This window comes from Celeribacter sp., assembly GCF_048270365.1.
Classification (GTDB): Bacteria; Pseudomonadota; Alphaproteobacteria; order Rhodobacterales; family Rhodobacteraceae; genus Celeribacter.
Genome location: NZ_JBLWTA010000001.1, coordinates 80110 through 95699 on the forward strand (window position 1 = coordinate 80110; position 15590 = coordinate 95699).

Annotated in this window: 16 protein-coding genes; 13 read left to right on the forward strand and 3 right to left on the reverse strand. The window is 61.1% G+C overall.

All coding sequences use genetic code 11. The features are described 5' to 3' along the window. Window positions 1-4 precede the first annotated feature (4 nt). The 3 genes from ACN0X0_RS00330 to ACN0X0_RS00340 all read left to right on the forward strand — a co-directional run bounded on the left by ACN0X0_RS00330 (window position 5) and on the right by ACN0X0_RS00340 (window position 3142). On the forward strand, window positions 5-1855 hold the full coding sequence (locus tag ACN0X0_RS00330) for an ABC-F family ATP-binding cassette domain-containing protein (RefSeq protein WP_417277534.1): 1851 nt from the start codon (window positions 5-7) through the stop codon (window positions 1853-1855). Window positions 1856-1858: 3 nt separating this feature from the next. Beyond that, window positions 1859-2485, forward strand: coding sequence for a MarC family protein (locus ACN0X0_RS00335; RefSeq protein WP_417277535.1), 627 nt, complete (start codon window positions 1859-1861; stop codon window positions 2483-2485). Window positions 2486-2572: 87 nt separating this feature from the next. Further along, window positions 2573-3142, forward strand: coding sequence for a retropepsin-like aspartic protease family protein (locus ACN0X0_RS00340; RefSeq protein ID WP_417261530.1), 570 nt, complete (start codon window positions 2573-2575; stop codon window positions 3140-3142). A gap of 3 nt (window positions 3143-3145) precedes the next feature. Here ACN0X0_RS00340 and ACN0X0_RS00345 read toward each other — a convergent pair whose 3' ends face one another. Genes ACN0X0_RS00345 through ACN0X0_RS00355 form a run of 3 tightly spaced genes read right to left on the reverse strand, consistent with a single transcriptional unit; the run spans window position 3146 to window position 5729 of the window. Then, window positions 3146-3781 carry a LysE family translocator gene (locus ACN0X0_RS00345; protein WP_417277536.1) on the reverse strand — a complete coding sequence of 212 codons (636 nt, stop codon included), beginning with the start codon at window positions 3779-3781 and terminating at the stop codon, window positions 3146-3148. 1 nt (window position 3782) lies between these two features. Beyond that, entirely contained in the window at window positions 3783-4244 is a 462-nt protein-coding gene (locus tag ACN0X0_RS00350; RefSeq protein ID WP_417277537.1) for a DNA polymerase III subunit chi, read from the reverse strand. Between the two features lie 6 nt (window positions 4245-4250). Next, a complete protein-coding gene (locus ACN0X0_RS00355; RefSeq protein WP_417277538.1) occupies window positions 4251-5729 on the reverse strand; it encodes a leucyl aminopeptidase in 1479 nt (492 codons plus the stop codon). 203 nt (window positions 5730-5932) lie between these two features. Here ACN0X0_RS00355 and ACN0X0_RS00360 point away from each other — a divergent pair, with 203 nt between their 5' ends. The 10 genes from ACN0X0_RS00360 (at window position 5933) to ACN0X0_RS00405 (ending at window position 15589) form a co-directional block, all read left to right on the forward strand. After that, entirely contained in the window at window positions 5933-7078 is a 1146-nt protein-coding gene (locus ACN0X0_RS00360) for an LptF/LptG family permease (RefSeq protein WP_417277539.1), read from the forward strand. After that, complete coding sequence (lptG, locus tag ACN0X0_RS00365) at window positions 7075-8172, forward strand: LPS export ABC transporter permease LptG (protein WP_417277540.1); 1098 nt, start codon at window positions 7075-7077, stop codon at window positions 8170-8172. Before ACN0X0_RS00360 ends, lptG begins: the two co-directional genes overlap by 4 nt. Before the next feature lie 4 nt (window positions 8173-8176). After that, window positions 8177-10372 carry an LPS-assembly protein LptD gene (locus ACN0X0_RS00370; protein ID WP_417277541.1) on the forward strand — a complete coding sequence of 732 codons (2196 nt, stop codon included), beginning with the start codon at window positions 8177-8179 and terminating at the stop codon, window positions 10370-10372. A 169-nt stretch (window positions 10373-10541) separates the two neighbouring features. After that, window positions 10542-11795 (forward strand): peptidylprolyl isomerase, encoded by a 1254-nt coding sequence (locus ACN0X0_RS00375; protein ID WP_417277542.1) that lies wholly within the window; start codon window positions 10542-10544, stop codon window positions 11793-11795. Between the two features lie 38 nt (window positions 11796-11833). After that, complete coding sequence (gene pdxA / locus ACN0X0_RS00380; RefSeq protein WP_417277543.1) at window positions 11834-12817, forward strand: 4-hydroxythreonine-4-phosphate dehydrogenase PdxA; 984 nt, start codon at window positions 11834-11836, stop codon at window positions 12815-12817. Then, window positions 12817-13659 carry a 16S rRNA (adenine(1518)-N(6)/adenine(1519)-N(6))-dimethyltransferase RsmA gene (rsmA, locus tag ACN0X0_RS00385; RefSeq protein WP_417261521.1) on the forward strand — a complete coding sequence of 281 codons (843 nt, stop codon included), beginning with the start codon at window positions 12817-12819 and terminating at the stop codon, window positions 13657-13659. Before pdxA ends, rsmA begins: the two co-directional genes overlap by 1 nt. 3 nt (window positions 13660-13662) lie before the next feature. Continuing rightward, window positions 13663-14085 carry a VOC family protein gene (locus ACN0X0_RS00390; RefSeq protein ID WP_417277544.1) on the forward strand — a complete coding sequence of 141 codons (423 nt, stop codon included), beginning with the start codon at window positions 13663-13665 and terminating at the stop codon, window positions 14083-14085. A gap of 147 nt (window positions 14086-14232) precedes the next feature. Continuing rightward, on the forward strand, window positions 14233-14481 hold the full coding sequence (locus tag ACN0X0_RS00395; protein ID WP_417277545.1) for a PepSY domain-containing protein: 249 nt from the start codon (window positions 14233-14235) through the stop codon (window positions 14479-14481). A 52-nt stretch (window positions 14482-14533) separates the two neighbouring features. After that, window positions 14534-15058, forward strand: a complete 525-nt coding sequence (locus tag ACN0X0_RS00400) for a cytochrome b/b6 domain-containing protein (protein WP_417277546.1) — start codon at window positions 14534-14536, stop codon at window positions 15056-15058. Window positions 15059-15076: 18 nt separating this feature from the next. Further along, window positions 15077-15589, forward strand: coding sequence for a helix-turn-helix transcriptional regulator (locus ACN0X0_RS00405; RefSeq protein WP_417277547.1), 513 nt, complete (start codon window positions 15077-15079; stop codon window positions 15587-15589). Window position 15590: the final 1 nt, after the last annotated feature.

A 15590-nucleotide genomic window follows, 5' to 3' on the forward strand; every position in this document is an offset into this window, starting at 1 on the left:
CCTTATGCTTAAAATCCAGAACATCACCTATTCCGTTGAAGGCCGCACTCTGATCGAAGAGGCCTCTGTCACCATTCCCACCGGCCATAAGGTCGGCATCGTGGGGCGCAATGGCGCGGGCAAGACCACGCTGTTTCGCATCATCAAGGGCGAATTGGTGCTCGAAGGCGGCTCCATCGAGATCCCGAAACGCGCCCGCATCGGCGGCGTCGCTCAGGAGGTGCCGGGCAATGAGGTCTCGCTTCTGGACACGGTTCTGGCCGAGGACAAGGAACGCGCGAGCCTGATGGCGGAATCGGAAACCGCCACCGACCCGCACCGCATCGCCGATATTCAGACCCGTTTGGCGGATATTGATGCCTGGAGTGCCGAGGGGCGCGCGTCCTCCATTCTCAAAGGTCTGGGCTTCACCGAAAAAGAGATCCAGATGCCCTGCTCGGCGTTTTCCGGCGGGTGGCGGATGCGTGTGGCGCTGGCAGGGGTGCTGTTCTCGCAGCCCGATTTCCTGTTGCTCGACGAGCCGACCAACTATCTTGATTTGGAAGGCGCGCTCTGGCTTGAGACCTATCTCGCCAAATACCCGCACACCGTTCTGCTGATCTCCCATGACCGCGCTTTGCTCAATCGCGCTGTCGGGGCGATCCTGCATCTGGAGAGCAAGAAACTGACGCTCTACTCCGGCGGCTATGACGATTTCGCACGCACGCGCGCCGCGAAACGCGCCGTTCAGGCCGCGGCGGCCAAGAAACAGGAACTGCAACGCGCGCATTTGCAGAGCTTCGTGGATCGCTTCAAAGCCAAGGCCTCGAAAGCGAAACAGGCGCAGAGCCGCGTCAAGATGCTGGAAAAGATGGAAACCATCACCGCCCCCGAGGATGCGGCCCGCGTGGTGTTTTCCTTCCCCGAACCCGAGGAACTTTCGCCGCCGATCATCAATATGGAGGGCACCTCCGTTGGCTATGATGGCAAGGCGATTTTGCAGCGCCTGAACCTTCGGATTGACCAGGACGACCGCATCGCTTTGCTGGGCCGCAACGGCGAAGGCAAATCGACGCTGTCGAAATTGCTGTCGAACCGTCTCGACCCGATGGGTGGTCAAATCATCCGGCACAACAAACTGCGCATTGGCTTTTTCGCCCAACACCAGGTCGATGAGCTGCATCTGGGCGAAACCCCGCTTCAGCACTTGCAAAGCGCCCTGCCCGATTTCCACCCGCCGAAACTGCGGGCGAAACTTGCGGGCTTTGGCCTTGGCGCCGATCAGGCCGACACCGAGGTCGGGCGTCTGTCCGGCGGTCAGAAAGCGCGGCTCTCACTCTTGCTGGCCACACTCGACGCCCCGCATCTTTTGATCCTCGACGAACCCACCAACCACCTCGACATTGAAAGCCGCGAGGCGCTGGTCGAGGCCTTGACCGCCTACACCGGCGCCGTGGTTTTGGTGTCGCACGACATGCATCTTTTGAGCCTCGTCGCCGACCGGCTTTGGTTGGTGAAAGACGGTCGCGTGGCGCCCTATGAAGAGGACCTCGACGCCTATCGCAAGCTCTTGCTGCAAGGCGACGAGAAGCCGAAGGCCGAGAAGAAAGACAAACCCGCGCCAAAGCCGAAAAAAGCCAGCCGCGACGAAATTCTGGCGCTCCGGGCCGAGGTGCGCAAATGTGAGGAGCGTGTCGGCAAACTGACGGACATGAGCAAGAAGCTACAAGTCAAACTGGCCAACCCCGAGCTTTACGAGGACAAAGAGGCCGCCGTCGTCTGGCAAAAGAAATATGCCGAGGTGTCGGAGGCCACGGATCGCGCCGAGGCGCTTTGGATGGACGCGCTTGAAAAGCTGGACCGGGCGGGAGGCTAAACAATGGAATGGCAGGTTCTGATCACGGCGTTCATGACGCTTTTCGTCATCATCGACCCAATCGGGCTTGCGCCTTTGTTCGTGGCGCTGACCCAAGGCGCCTCCGCCAAACACCGCCGCGCGGTGGGCCTGCGCGCGGTGTTGATCGCTTTCGTGATCTTGACGCTCTTTGGATTGTTCGGCGACCATGTGCTTGAATTCGTGGGAATTTCCATGCCCGCCTTCCGCATCGCGGGCGGGCTTTTGCTGTTCCTCACGGCGCTTGAAATGCTGTTCGAGAAACGCTCGAAACGCCGCAGCGAACATGCCGAACACCCGGAACATCAACCGGTCGAAGACCCCTCCGTCTTCCCGCTTGCCACGCCTTTGCTGGCCGGTCCCGGTGCGATCACATCGATGATCCTCTTGATCGATCAGGCCGATGGCGTCCCCGGTGTGCTCATGATGCTCGGCGTGATGGTCGCCGTGTTGGGCGTCTGCCTGATTTTCTTTGCCCTGAGCAACGTGATGGAGCGCGGTCTCGGCGCGACCGGCATCAATGTGGTAACACGTCTGATGGGCATGCTTTTGGCCGCGCTGTCGGTGCAGTTCGTGGCCGATGGCATCAAGGCGCTGTTTTTCGTCGCTTAAATGTTATGCGGCGCGCAAATTGCCCCACTCCAAATTGCCCCACTGACAAACCCGTTTGCCGTGCCTATCTATAAGCCCATGGATCGAATGGACACCGCCCGCATTCTCTATCTGTCGCTGCTGTTAGGCGCCGTCGGCTTTTATTACGTCGTCGCCAATCGCCGCAATCTTGGCCAGATGGCGCGCCATGCCGCGCTCTGGGCGCTGATCTTCATCGGCGCTCTGGCCGCCGTCGGCCTCTGGCAAGACGTGCGCCCGCGTCTGGCGCCCGCGCAGATCAGCGACGGCGCCGGTGTGATCACCGTGGACCGCGACCGAACCGGGCATTTTTCCGTCATCGCCGAAGTGAACGGCGCGCCGGTGGAGTTTCTCGTCGATACAGGCGCATCCAACGTGGTGCTCTCGTTCGAAGATGCCGAAAAGGCCGGAATCGATGTGGACAATCTGGCCTTTACGGGCCGCGCCCAGACCGCCAACGGCACGGTGCGCACTGCGCCTGTGCGGATCGACACGCTGGGGATTGAGGGCATCACCGACGAGGGCGTGCGGGCCTATGTCACAGATGGCGAGCTCTTCGGGTCGCTCTTGGGCATGGACTACTTGCGACGTTATGAGCGGATCGAAATTCAGCAGGATAAGCTGGTTCTGACGCGGTGAGGCTTACGGCATCGCGCGCACGGAGGCGAGTTTTGCGGCGAACCCGAGAAAGACCACGCCCGTGACCCCCTTGAGCCAGCGCTGAAACCGACCGCCGCCGAGGCTTTTGGTCAGCCGCGCAAAGAGCAGCACCATCGCCGAAAACCAGATCGCATTGATCAGAGAATGGATCACCACCAGCGTGAAGCTGGCGAGAATGGGCGTTTCCCCCGGGCTGATGAATTGCGGGAAAGCCGCCAGGTAGAACATCGACACTTTCGGATTGAGCGCATTGGTCAAAAGACCTTCGAGATAAGCACGCGACAGTGTCCGCCCTTGACGGGCTGGCGCAACCTCCAGCGAAGAGACACCATGCCATGCCGACATCAGCGCCTTAACCCCAATCCAGCCCAGATACGCCGCCCCCAGAAGTTTGACGATCGTGAACGCCGTGGCCGAATGCACCAAAAGCACGGACAACCCGAGGATCGAAAGCGCACCATGCAGGTAAAATGCAGAGACAAAGCCCGCAACAGTGGCAAATCCCGCCGCGCGCCCGGAGCTGGGCACTGTTTTCGCGATCAACACCCCGTTCGGCCCCGGCGACATCACCAAAAGCGACGCCACCAACGCAAATGTCATGATTTCTTGCAGGCTCATGTCACGCGTCCTTCTTGCTTTCAGCCTTCTTTTCCCAGCGACCGCTTTCCTCGGACCAATATTGCGCCTCGGCGCCGGCGGCGGTCAGGGTTTTCCATTGCACGCGCGCGTGTTGCACCGCGTCCAGATCGTCACCATCAAAGAGGATGCAGGCGCGGTCGAGATTGGCAATTTCTTCCGCCGCCAAATCCGCCCCGCCGACACTCATCACGCAGGACGCCGCGTTGCCGCCCGCCCCAGTGGTAAACAGGATCGGCTGATCCGCGTCATGCAGCCCGCCTGCGAGCCCGTGCGGCAAAAACCCCTCGCGCAGCCAGAGCGCCTGATCCAGCGCGCGGAGCATCTGATCCGAGCGCCCGCGCACCTCCACGCGCCAGCCCGCTTGCAAAGATTTCTCTGCAAGCGTGGCCAGCGTCTCCGCCAGAGGCGCGCGGGTCAGGTGGTAGAAATAGACCGCACCCATAAGGGGTTAGCTCTCCTTGTTCATCTCGGCATTCATATCGTCGATCATCCGGTTGAGCGCCAACACGCCCCAGCCGGTCGCACCTTTGGGGGCCAAGGTGGTGGGCGTCGAAACCGAGGCCACGCCCGCAATGTCGAGGTGCATCCACGGCACATCGTCTTTGACGAAGCGCTTGAGGAATTGCGCCGCCGTAATGGCCCCGCCCCAACGCGGCCCGACGTTTTTCATATCGGCCACATCGGATTTGATCAGCGCATCGTAACCCGCGCCCAAAGGCAGACGCCATGCGCCCTCGCCCTCCGCTTCGGCGGCTTTCAGGAAACCGTTGCAGAAGGCGTCGTCGTTGGAAAACACGCCCGCGTTTTCATGGCCCAAAGCCACCACGCAAGCGCCCGTCAGGGTCGCGAGGTTCACCATGGCGCGCGGCGCGAAGGTCTCCTGCGCGTACCAAAGCACATCGGCCAGAACGAGGCGGCCTTCGGCGTCGGTGTTGATGATCTCGACGGTGTCGCCCTTCATCGATTTCACCACATCGCCGGGGCGCGTAGCCTGACCGTCGGGCATATTCTCGACAAGGCCCACAAGACCAACGACATTGACAGGCGCCTTGCGCAGCGCGAGGGATTTCATCACGCCGGAGACCGTACCCGCGCCGCCCATGTCCATGGTCATGTCTTCCATGCCCGCACCGGGTTTCAAGGAGATGCCGCCGGTGTCGAAGACGACACCCTTGCCGACAAGCGCGATCGGGGCCTCATCACCGCCCTCGGACCAGGTCATCACCACCATTTTGGTGGGCGTGACAGAGCCTTGGCCGACGGAGAGCAAGAGGTTCATGCCCAGTTCGGCCAGACGATCCTCTTCGAACACCTCGACCTTGAGGCCGAGGCTTTCAAGCTCGACGAGGCGTTTGGCGAATTCCGTGGTGGTCAGCACGTTCGCGGGCTCGGAGACCAGATCGCGGGTGAAGAACACGCCTTCGGCCAGAGCCGTGACGGTCGAGAGATCGACATTCTCAGGTTTGGTCACGGCGAGCGTCACGGAGGGCACGGTGACCTCCTCGTCCAGCGTCTTGTGATCGGTAAAGCTGTAATGCTTGAACGCAATCCCGAGCGCCAGTTCTTCGACACGTTTGACACTTCCGGGCAGCACGAGAGCGTCTGCCTTGCCCAAAGCCGCACCAATCGCGGCGCCTGCCTTGCGGCAGAGCGCGGATGAGGCTTGGTTGGAAAGTTTGACGACCTGAACGGCGTCGGCCTCCATGCCGGTCGGATAGGCGAGATCCTTGGCCTCGCCCTCTTTCATCGTCTCGAAGCCGTCGCTTTCAACGAACCGCGCCAGAGCGCCCTTGGTCAGCCGGTTGATCCGCCGCGCGGGCAGCCCCAATTTGCCATCGGGCGTGACAATCACGACCACGCGGCCTGAAGCTGCGGCAATGGCATCGAGATCGAGGGCGGCAACGGAAAGTTGGGCAAGAGCGGTCATGGGAGATCCTGTTTCAGTTCAATTCCGTTATAGGTAGCGGTCAATGCCCCGAGTGACCAGTATGAGTTTACAGGTGTCTCTTCCGGCGTCTCTCCGGCATCTCTTCGCGTCTCGGCTTTTACGGGCAAGATTGGACCTTTCTCCTTGCGCGCTGTGACGATAAAGTCCGGCAAAAATATGTGCACGGGAACGGGACCACGGGTTTGGGAAGATTCGACAAATACATGCTTCAGCAATTGCTGATGCTGTTCGGGTTTTTCTCGCTCGTTCTGGCACTCGTGTTTTGGGTCAACAAGGCGGTGAGCCTGTTGGACTGGCTGATGGGCGACGGGCAATCGGCCTCAACCTTTGTCCAGCTCACGCTTTTGTCGCTGCCGACCATTCTCGTGAACCTACTGCCGATCGCGGCCTTTGCCGCCACGGTCTACGTCACCAACCGACTGGCCTCTGAATCGGAACTGGTGGTGGTTCAGGCCGCGGGCTATTCGCCCTATCGCCTCGCGCGCTCCGTTTTGATCTTTGGCGCCATCGTCGGCGTGATGATCGCGGTCCTGGCGCATATGCTCGTGCCCCTGTCACAGCGTGAACTGGACCTGCGCCGCGCCGAGATCACCCGCGATGTGACTGCGCGGCTTTTGACCGAGGGCTCCTTCGTGCACCCGGTCAAAGGCGTGACCTTCTACGTGCGCAACATCACGGCGGCGGGTGAGCTTGAGGATGTCTATATCTCCAACACCCGCACCGAAGGCGAGCGACAGGGATTTATGGCCCGCAAAGCCTTGATTGTGAAGGATGACACGGGGCCCATGCTCTTGCTGTTCGACGGCATGTCGCAGGTCTTCGATCTTGAGGACAACCGCCTGTCTGTCACACGATTTGACAGTTTTGCCTATAGTCTCGCCGGGCTTTTGAACACCAACCCGAACCAGAGACGCACGATGCGCTCCACCGACAGTGTGGATTTGCTCAGCGCGGGGCCTGCGCTTTTGACCGAATTGAACGCCAGCCGCCTCGAGGTGCTGGCCGAGGTTGCGCAGCGCACCAACAAGGCCGTTCAGGGCCTCGTCATCTGTCTCGTGGGCTTTGGCGCGCTGCTGATTGGCGGGTTTTCGCGTTTTGGCCTCTGGCGGCAAGTCCTTTTGGCGATCTTGCTTTTGGTCATCGTGAAAAGCCTCGACAACGGGTTTGGCGGGGCGATTGACGACGATCCCCGGCTCTGGCCCCTGCGCTATCTGGCCTCGATACTGGCGGTCTTCATGGCCCTCGCCCTGATGTGGAAAGCCGCCCATCCACGCCTGCTTCCCCGCAAGGCGGATGCAGTTCGCGACAACCGGGGAGAGGCCCGATGAAGCTTGATCTTTATTTCGGACGTCAGTTCCTGCGCGCGCTTCTCATCGTCTTGGCGCTTTTCGGCGGGCTGATCCTGATGGTCGAAAGCCTCGATCAACTGCGCGATCTGTCTGATCTCGGGATCGGTGGGGCCGCGATTTTGCAGATGGCGCTGCTCAGGGTGCCGCGCACGCTCTATGAAATCCTGCCGATCATCGTGATGATCGCCACGCTGGTGCTGTTTCTGGGCCTCGCGCGCTCCTCGGAACTGGTCGTGGCGCGTGCCGCGGGTCGGTCTGCGCTGCGCTCTCTGGTGCCGCCGATGACCGTGGCCTTTTTGTTCGGCGTTCTGAGCATCACCGTGTTCAACCCCATCGCCGCCACCTCGGAACGCAGCTATGAGCGCCGGATCACATTGATGAGCCAAGGCGAGGCGCAGGTGTTTTCGGTCTCCGACGAAGGGCTCTGGCTGCGCGAAGGCACCGCCAACGGTCAAATGGTGATCCGCGCCAGCCGGTCGAACCTCGATGGCTCAGAGCTTCAGGATGTCAGTTTCGTGGGTTTTGCCCCCGACAGCACACCGCTCTACCGCATCGAAGCGCAGACTGCCGAGATCGAAGACGGGCAATGGCATCTGCGAAACGCCAAACGCTGGCCTTTGTTGGGCGCCGCCAATCCAGAGGTCGCCGCGACCCTTCATGACGATCTGACACTGCCCACATCTTTGAGCCCGAATGAAATCCGCGACCGGTTCGGCGCCCCCGAGGCCGTGCCATTTTGGGAGCTGACCGGCTATATCGACAAGCTCGAGGTCGCCGGATTTTCCGCCCGCTCCTATCGCATGTGGCTGCAAAGCGAATTGGCGCTACCGTTTTCTTTCATCGCCATGGCTCTTATCGCCGCCGGGTTCACCATGCGCCACACGCGGCTTGGCAACACCTCCTCGCGGGTCGTCACGGCCATGCTTTTGGCCTTCAGCTTTTATTTCCTGCGCTCTTTCGCCATCGTCATGGGGCAGAACGGATTGCTGCCGATTGCGCTCGCGGCCTGGGCGCCGCCTCTGGCAGTCATCCTCGCCACTCTTGCACTTCTGCTGCATCTGGAAGATGGATAGAGATATGTCTGCTGCCCCGTCTCATGCCTCCGCCGCACGCCTGTTGAAAGGCACTTTGCCCCGCCTCCTAAGCGGGGTGTCGCGGCGTGCCTGTCAGGTCGCTTTGGTGGCTGCGCTGTCCCAAGCGGTCCTGCCCCATGCCACCCAGGCACAGGAGGCCTCGACCTCGACCGCCCTTTTGGCCAATGGCGTGACCTTTGACGGCGAGTTGTTGGTCGCCACCGGCGATGTCGAGGTGTTGCAAGGCGACAGGCGCCTCACCGCCAGCCGCATCACCTACAACCAGACCACCGGCGCGCTCAGCATCGACGGCCCGATCCGTCTCACGCAGAACGGCACAGAGGCGGTCATTCTGGCCTCCGCCGCCGAACTCGACACAGAGTTGCAGAACGGCATTCTGACCTCTGCCCGCATGGTGATCGACCGCCAGATGCAATTGGCCGCCGCCCGGCTCGATGTGGTCGACGGACGTTACATCCGGATGCAGAAATCCGTCGCCTCGACCTGTGAGGTCTGCGCCGATCGCCCGGTGCCTCTGTGGGAAATCCGCGCACAGGAGATCATTCACGACAGCGAGGCGCGCCAGCTCTATTTCACCAATGCGCAATTCCGTCTGATGAATGTGCCCGTGCTTTGGCTGCCGCATCTGCGCGTCCCCGATCCGACGCTGAAACGCGCCAACGGCTTTCTGGTGCCGGAAATTCGCACCGACTCGACCCTCGGCACCGGCATCGTCGTGCCCTATTTCATCACGCTTGGCGATCACCGCGACCTGACCGTCTCGCCCTATATTGCGACCAAGACCACCACGCTCAACCTGCGCTATCGTCAGGCGTTCTCGAACGGCGATCTGGAATTGAACGGCGCGGTGAGTTCCGATGACACCCGCGACGGCCTGCGCGCCTATCTCTACGCCCAAGGGCAATGGGACATCGGGCGGGGTCTCAAGTTCGGTGTCGATCTGCGCGCCGCCTCTGACATTGCCTATCTCGCCGATTACGGCATCGACGATGGCGATTACCTGACCTCGAAGGTCACGCTCACGCGCTACTGGGCCGATGAAGCGCTGGACGCCCAGCTCGCCTATTCCCGCAGCCTGCGCGCCTCTGATGTCGTGATCGAAGACAAGCTGCCGTTCATTTTGGGCGAATTCAGCTACGAACGGTTTCTGACGGTGCCGCAGCTCCCCGGTCGGTTGAGCTTTGGCCTCTCCGCCTCGACCTCTTACCGTGATTCCGAGGATGACATCGATGGCTATGATGTTGTCCGCCTCGGCGCAGAAACCCGCTGGCGTGGTGGTGCGGTCTTTGGCCCCGGTCTGAAACTCGACAGCACCGCGGCGCTGATGGCCGACGCCTATATCCAGCAACAATATTCCGCCTATGAAAACAAAGTGATCCGGCTCACGGGCGAAGCCGAAACGCGGCTGAGCTGGCCCTTGCTGCGCCGGACGGCCTCTGGCGCCTCTCAGCTGTTGGAACCGATGCTCCAACTCGGTTGGTCCGACACCTCCGGCGGCGCTGTCCCAAATACGGATTCGCGTTTTGTCGAGTTCGACGAGGGCAATCTTTTGACGTTGGCGCGCTTTCCGGGGGCGGATCGTCGCGAAACCGGGCTGACCGCCGCCGCTGGTCTGCATTTCGCGCATTTCGGCCAACATTCGGAATATGGTCTGACGCTGGGGCGGGTGCTCTATCTCGAAGACATCGCCGCCTACACCGAAAGTTCGGGCCTGGATTCGCGTCAATCCGACTGGCTTTTGGCCGCAACGATGCAATTCGACACCGGCCTCGCCTTCACCTCACGTGCCCTGTTCGATGACAAAATCGAGGTCACGAAATGGGAAACCCGCCTCGATTACATGCGCCCGCGGTACAGCCTTGGCACAAGCTACGCTTATGTGATCGCCGACGCCTTGGAAGAGCGCGACACGAATCTCAATGAATTCGGCTTTGATGGGGCCGTGAAAATCGCCCAGAACTGGTCGGCCACGGCGCAATATCTCTATGATTTCTCTGAAGATACCGAGACGCGTGTTGGCTTTGGCCTCGAATTTCAAAACGAATGTAGCCGCTTTAACCTCGGCCTGACGCGGCGCTATTGGAATACGGACGATCTGGATCCGACCACGCGACTGTCCTTTTCCGTCGGCTTTGGCGCTTTCGCCGCCGAACAACAGGCCGGGTCGTGCGCGTTTTGAGCCAGACCAGAAAGGTGGCCATCCGCAATCTTTCGCCCAGAGAGAGGCCTTGGCCCTTGGCAATCCGCTTGGCCCGCGCCAAGAAACCTCTTAAGAAAGAAACGAAACACCCCGGAATGCGCAATCTGCGGGCCGGTATCGTTGTGAAGGTTGGAATATGGGAGTTGGCATGACACGCAAATTCGGGGCAGATCTGATCATTGGGCTGAAGAAAGCCACCCTGGGCACGCTTTGTGCTGCGGGTTTGAGCCTGTCCACACTCACGCCTGCCATCGCGCAAAACATGTTTGCCCCGGTCGCCTATGTCAACGACAAGGTGGTGACCAGCTATGAGCTGAACCAACGCATCCAGTTCATGAGCGTTTTGGGCAGTGTTCCGACCCGTCAGGCCGCGCTCGATGCGCTGATCGAGGACCGGCTGAAGGCCAATGAAATGGAACGTGTCGGCATCACACTGACCGACGAGCAAATCGCACAAGGCATTCAGGAATTCGCCAGCCGCGGCGGTCTTCAGCCCGAGCAATTCCTGAGCCTCATGGCCCGCGAAGGCATCAGCGCCCAGACCGTGCGCGATTTTGTGAGCACCGGCAATGCCTGGCGCGAATACGCCCGTGCCCGCTTTGCCTCCAAGGCCCAGGTGTCCGAAGTCGAGGTTGATCGCGCGCTGCAAAACAACGGCCCCTCCGGCGGCTTGCGCGTGCTGTTGTCGGAAATCTTCCTGCCGGCACGGACACCCGAAGAGCGCGCCAAATCCGAAGCGCTGGCCAAACAGATCGCCTCGCGCCCGACCATCGGCGCCTTTGCCTCTGCTGCAAGCAAATATTCCGTCGCGCCCTCGCGCGAGAAAGCCGGACGGATGGATTGGGTGAACATCGGCGATCTGCCGCCCGCTCTGCGTGGCACCGTTGCGGGTCTCAAACCCGGCGAAGTCACAGCACCGCTCTCGACCCAAAACGCCATCGGCATGTTCCAGCTGCGCTCCGTGGCCGAAACCACTCGGCCCACGCCGAAAGCCGACGCCATTGAATATGCCGCCTATTACATCGCAGGCGGACGCTCCGAGGCGACTTTGAAACGCGCTGCTGAGGTGAAAGCCAGCGTGGATAGCTGTGAAGACCTCTACACCATCGCCAAGAATGAGCCCGCCGAGGTGCTGCAAATCGACACGCTGCCAGCGGGCGATATTCCGACCGATGTGGCGATTGAGCTCGCCAAGCTCGATCCCGGCGAAGTGTCTACCGCTTTGACCCGCGCCGATGGGCAGACGCTTGTGTTCCTGATGATGTGCAGCCGCACTTACGGGAACTCGGCCGAAGCCGACCGCGATCAGGTCCGCAACCAATTGCAGACCCAGCGTCTGGCCGCCCTCGCAGACAGCTTTGTCGCCGAAATGCGGGCCGATGCGACCATCGTCTACCCCTGATCTGACGCCCTGTATGGGCACGTTATGAAAGAAGAGATATGAGCCCGGCTGCTTTTGCCCCCATCGCACTCAGTTGCGGCGAACCGGCGGGCGTCGGGCCCGAACTGGCCGTCGCCGCCGCGAAAGTCCTCGACGGGTCCGTGCCGTTTTTCTGGATCGGCGATCCGCGCCACCTGCCAGATGGCACTCACTACACGGAAATCTCCGCCGCTCACGAGGCGCATCATGTCGCCTCAGGCACCCTGCCCGTGCTGCGCCATGAGTTCGCCGCCCCTGCCACGCCCGGCCACCCGGAGCTGCGCAACGCGCAGGGCGTGATCGATGTGATCGCGCGCGGCGTGTCCTTAGTACAGTCGGGGGCCGCCTCCGCGCTCTGCACCGCGCCTATCAACAAAAAAGTCCTGAAAGACGGCGCCGGGTTCGCCTTTCCCGGCCACACCGAATACCTCGCCGATCTGGGCGGTGTGGAGCGTGTGGTGATGATGCTCGCCTGTCCGGAGTTGCGCGTCGTGCCCGTGACGATCCACATCGCCCTCAAGGACGTGCCCGCCGCTTTCACGCCCGCGTTGCTCGAAGAGACCATTCGCATCACCGCCGCCGATCTAAGCCGTTTCTGGGGGATGGAACGCCCACGCATCGCGCTTGCCGGGCTCAATCCCCATGCCGGCGAAGGCGGCGCGATGGGGCAGGAAGAGCTTGACTGGATGATCCCGCTGATCGAACGGCTGAGCGCAGAAGGCTTTGATCTCAAAGGCCCAATGCCGCCTGACACGATGTTTCACGCCCGTGCGCGCGCGGGCTATGACGTGGCGCTCTGTGCCTATCACGACCAGGCCCTCATTCCGATCAAGACGATTGATTTTTCGGGAGGCGTCAATGTCACGCTGGGCTTGCCTTTCATCCGCACCTCGCCCGATCACGGCACCGCGTTTGACATCGCGGGCAAAGGCCTTGCCGATCCGACAAGCCTGATCGCGGCGCTCAAAATGGCCGCTGAAATGGCAGAAAAAGGAGTGCGCTGATGGCCACTGTCGATGGGCTCCCGCCATTGCGCGATGTGATCGAAACCCATGGTCTCGTCGCCAAGAAATCTCTCGGGCAGAACTTTCTTCTCGATCTGAACCTGACGTCGAAAATTGCCCGCCAAGCGGGTGATCTGACGCAATCCGACGTCTTGGAGGTCGGCCCCGGCCCCGGCGGTCTGACCCGTGGCCTTTTGGCCGAGGGCGCGCGCAAGGTTCTGGCCGTGGAAAAAGACAGCCGTGCCATGGGGCCGCTGTCGGAAATCTCCGCCGCCTATCCCGGGCGGCTTGAGGTGATCAACGCCGACGCCTTGGAAATCGACCCGCTGGAGCGTCTGACGCCCCCGGTGCGCGTGGTCGCCAACCTGCCCTATAACGTCGGCACCGAGCTTTTGGTGCGCTGGCTCACGCCACCCACATGGCCGCCCTATTGGGCCTCGCTGACGCTGATGTTCCAGAAAGAAGTGGCCGAGCGCATCGTCGCAGAGCCCGGTTCTAAAAAATACGGCCGCCTCGCGATCCTGTCGCAATGGCGCACGCGGCCCCGGATTGTCATGGAACTGCCGCCCGAGGCCTTTAGCCCGCCGCCGAAAATCCATTCCGCCGTGGTGCATTTCGATGCCCTGCCCGCGCCGCGTTTTGAGGCCGATCCCAAAGTGTTGGAGCGCATCGTCGCCGCCGGGTTCAACCAGCGCCGCAAGATGCTCCGCGCTTCGCTCAAAGGCGTTGCGCCGGAGATCGAAGACCGGCTGGTCGCGGCCGGGATCAAACCCACGGACCGCGCCGAACAGGTGCCGATCGAAGGGTGGTGCGCCTTAGCACGCGAAATCGCAAAAGGATAAGTCATGTTTTCCCATGTCACGGTCGGCGCCGACGATCTCGACCTTGCCGCCGACTTTTATGACGCGGTGCTGGTCCCGTTGGGGCTTAAACAGCGCGTGGTTGAGCCAGATGGCGGGCCGGAGGCGCGATGCTGGGTCCGGCCCGAGGCACCTTATCCCCGGTTTTACGTCTATAAACCCTTTGATCGCACGCCCGCACGTGCAGGCAATGGCGCCATGCTGGCCTTTGTCGCCCCCACCCGCGCTGCCGTCGACACGGCCCATGCCGCGGGGCTGGCACAGGGCGGAAGTGATGAGGGCGCGCCGGGTCTCAGACCCCAATATGCACCGGATTACTACGGCGCCTATCTGCGCGACCCCTCTGGCAATAAGGTCCATATCGTGCACCGCGCCGAACTGACCGAGAGTTTCAAGATACTGCCCTAACCTCAGACCTAAACTCAGGGTCAATCCCCCTCAACCTGAACGAAAACCACTGGTTTCCAACTTGGGTCCAATAGGTTTTCCGGTGCTCTCCTGCCTTTTTGCACCAGTCCGGCCCTCTTGCCGGTCCATCTGCAAAAAGGACAAACCATGCTCAAAACCCTAATTTCCACCACGCTTCTGGCCGCAACGCTCACCACCGGCGCTTTCGCCGCCGGCAAGGTCGAACTGAGCGATGCGAACAAGATGAAGATCACCGAACTGCTCACCGCAGACGGTCATGTGGTGGGCAAGATCAAACTCGAAGACGGTCTCTATGAGGCCTACACCAAGAAAGATGGGCAAAAGCTCGAAGTCTTTCTGGATGGCGATTTCAACATCGTGAAAATCGAAGACTGATCTGCCCGTACGGGGGGCTTCAAACGCCCCCCAGATTTCGAAAGAGGCCTCTATGACACGTGAGAAAATCTGGGACCCCGTCGTCCGCCTGTTTCACTGGACGCTTGTGGGCTGTTTCGCCGCCAATGCGCTTTTTGTCGATGACGAAAGCGATCTGCATCTCTGGGTCGGCTATACGATCATTGCGCTTTTGACGATCCGCGTGATCTGGGGCTTTGTCGGCAGTCGTTACGCCCGCTTCGCCAGTTTCCCACCCTCTGCGTCGCAGGCGATGGAACAGGCCACGGACATGATGACCGGACGGGTGCGCCCACACAAAGGCCACACACCTCTGGGCGCCTTGATGATTTATAACCTCATCGCCACGCTCGGTCTCATCGGCCTCTCCGGTTGGCTGATGACCACCGATTTGTTTTGGGGCGTCGAATGGCCCGAGGAGCTCCATGAAATCGCGGTCGGCTGGGCCGAGTTTTCGGTGCTTTTGCATATCGCCGCCGTGTTTTTCGAAAGCTGGCGGACGCGCATCAACCTTCCCCGCGCGATGGTGACAGGCTACAAGGACATGCCAGATTCCTGACCCCGAAAGGACGACGTCATGGCACATCCTGCCTTCACCGGACGCCCGACGCCTGCGGCCATGGTGGCCTTGATCGCGGCTCAGGCCTTTTGCGCACTGTTTTTTATCACGGATGTTCTGACCGATCTGGGCGAAGCGGGCGGAAAACCGACCACGCATCTTTTGATCGAAGCCATGGCGGCGGCCACTTTGGTCGTCGCGATTTTCCTTGAAACACGGCTCATGCTTGATCTTTTCGCCCGAAAGGCCCGGCTCGAAACCAGTCTCAAAGAGGCCTCCCGCGCGGTGTTCGACGTCATCGAGGCGCATTTCGATGACTGGGCGCTCTCACCTGCGGAGCGCGATGTGGCGAGTTTTCTCGTCAAAGGTCTGTCGATCACCGAGATAGCCGAACTGCGCGGCAACAAAGAGGGCACGATCAAGGCGCATCTCAACGCGATCTATCGCAAATCCGGCACCAGAAATCGTGCGGAACTGATGTCTGCGGTCATCGACACGCTGATCGACGCAGATGTGAGTGGCGACGCCTAAG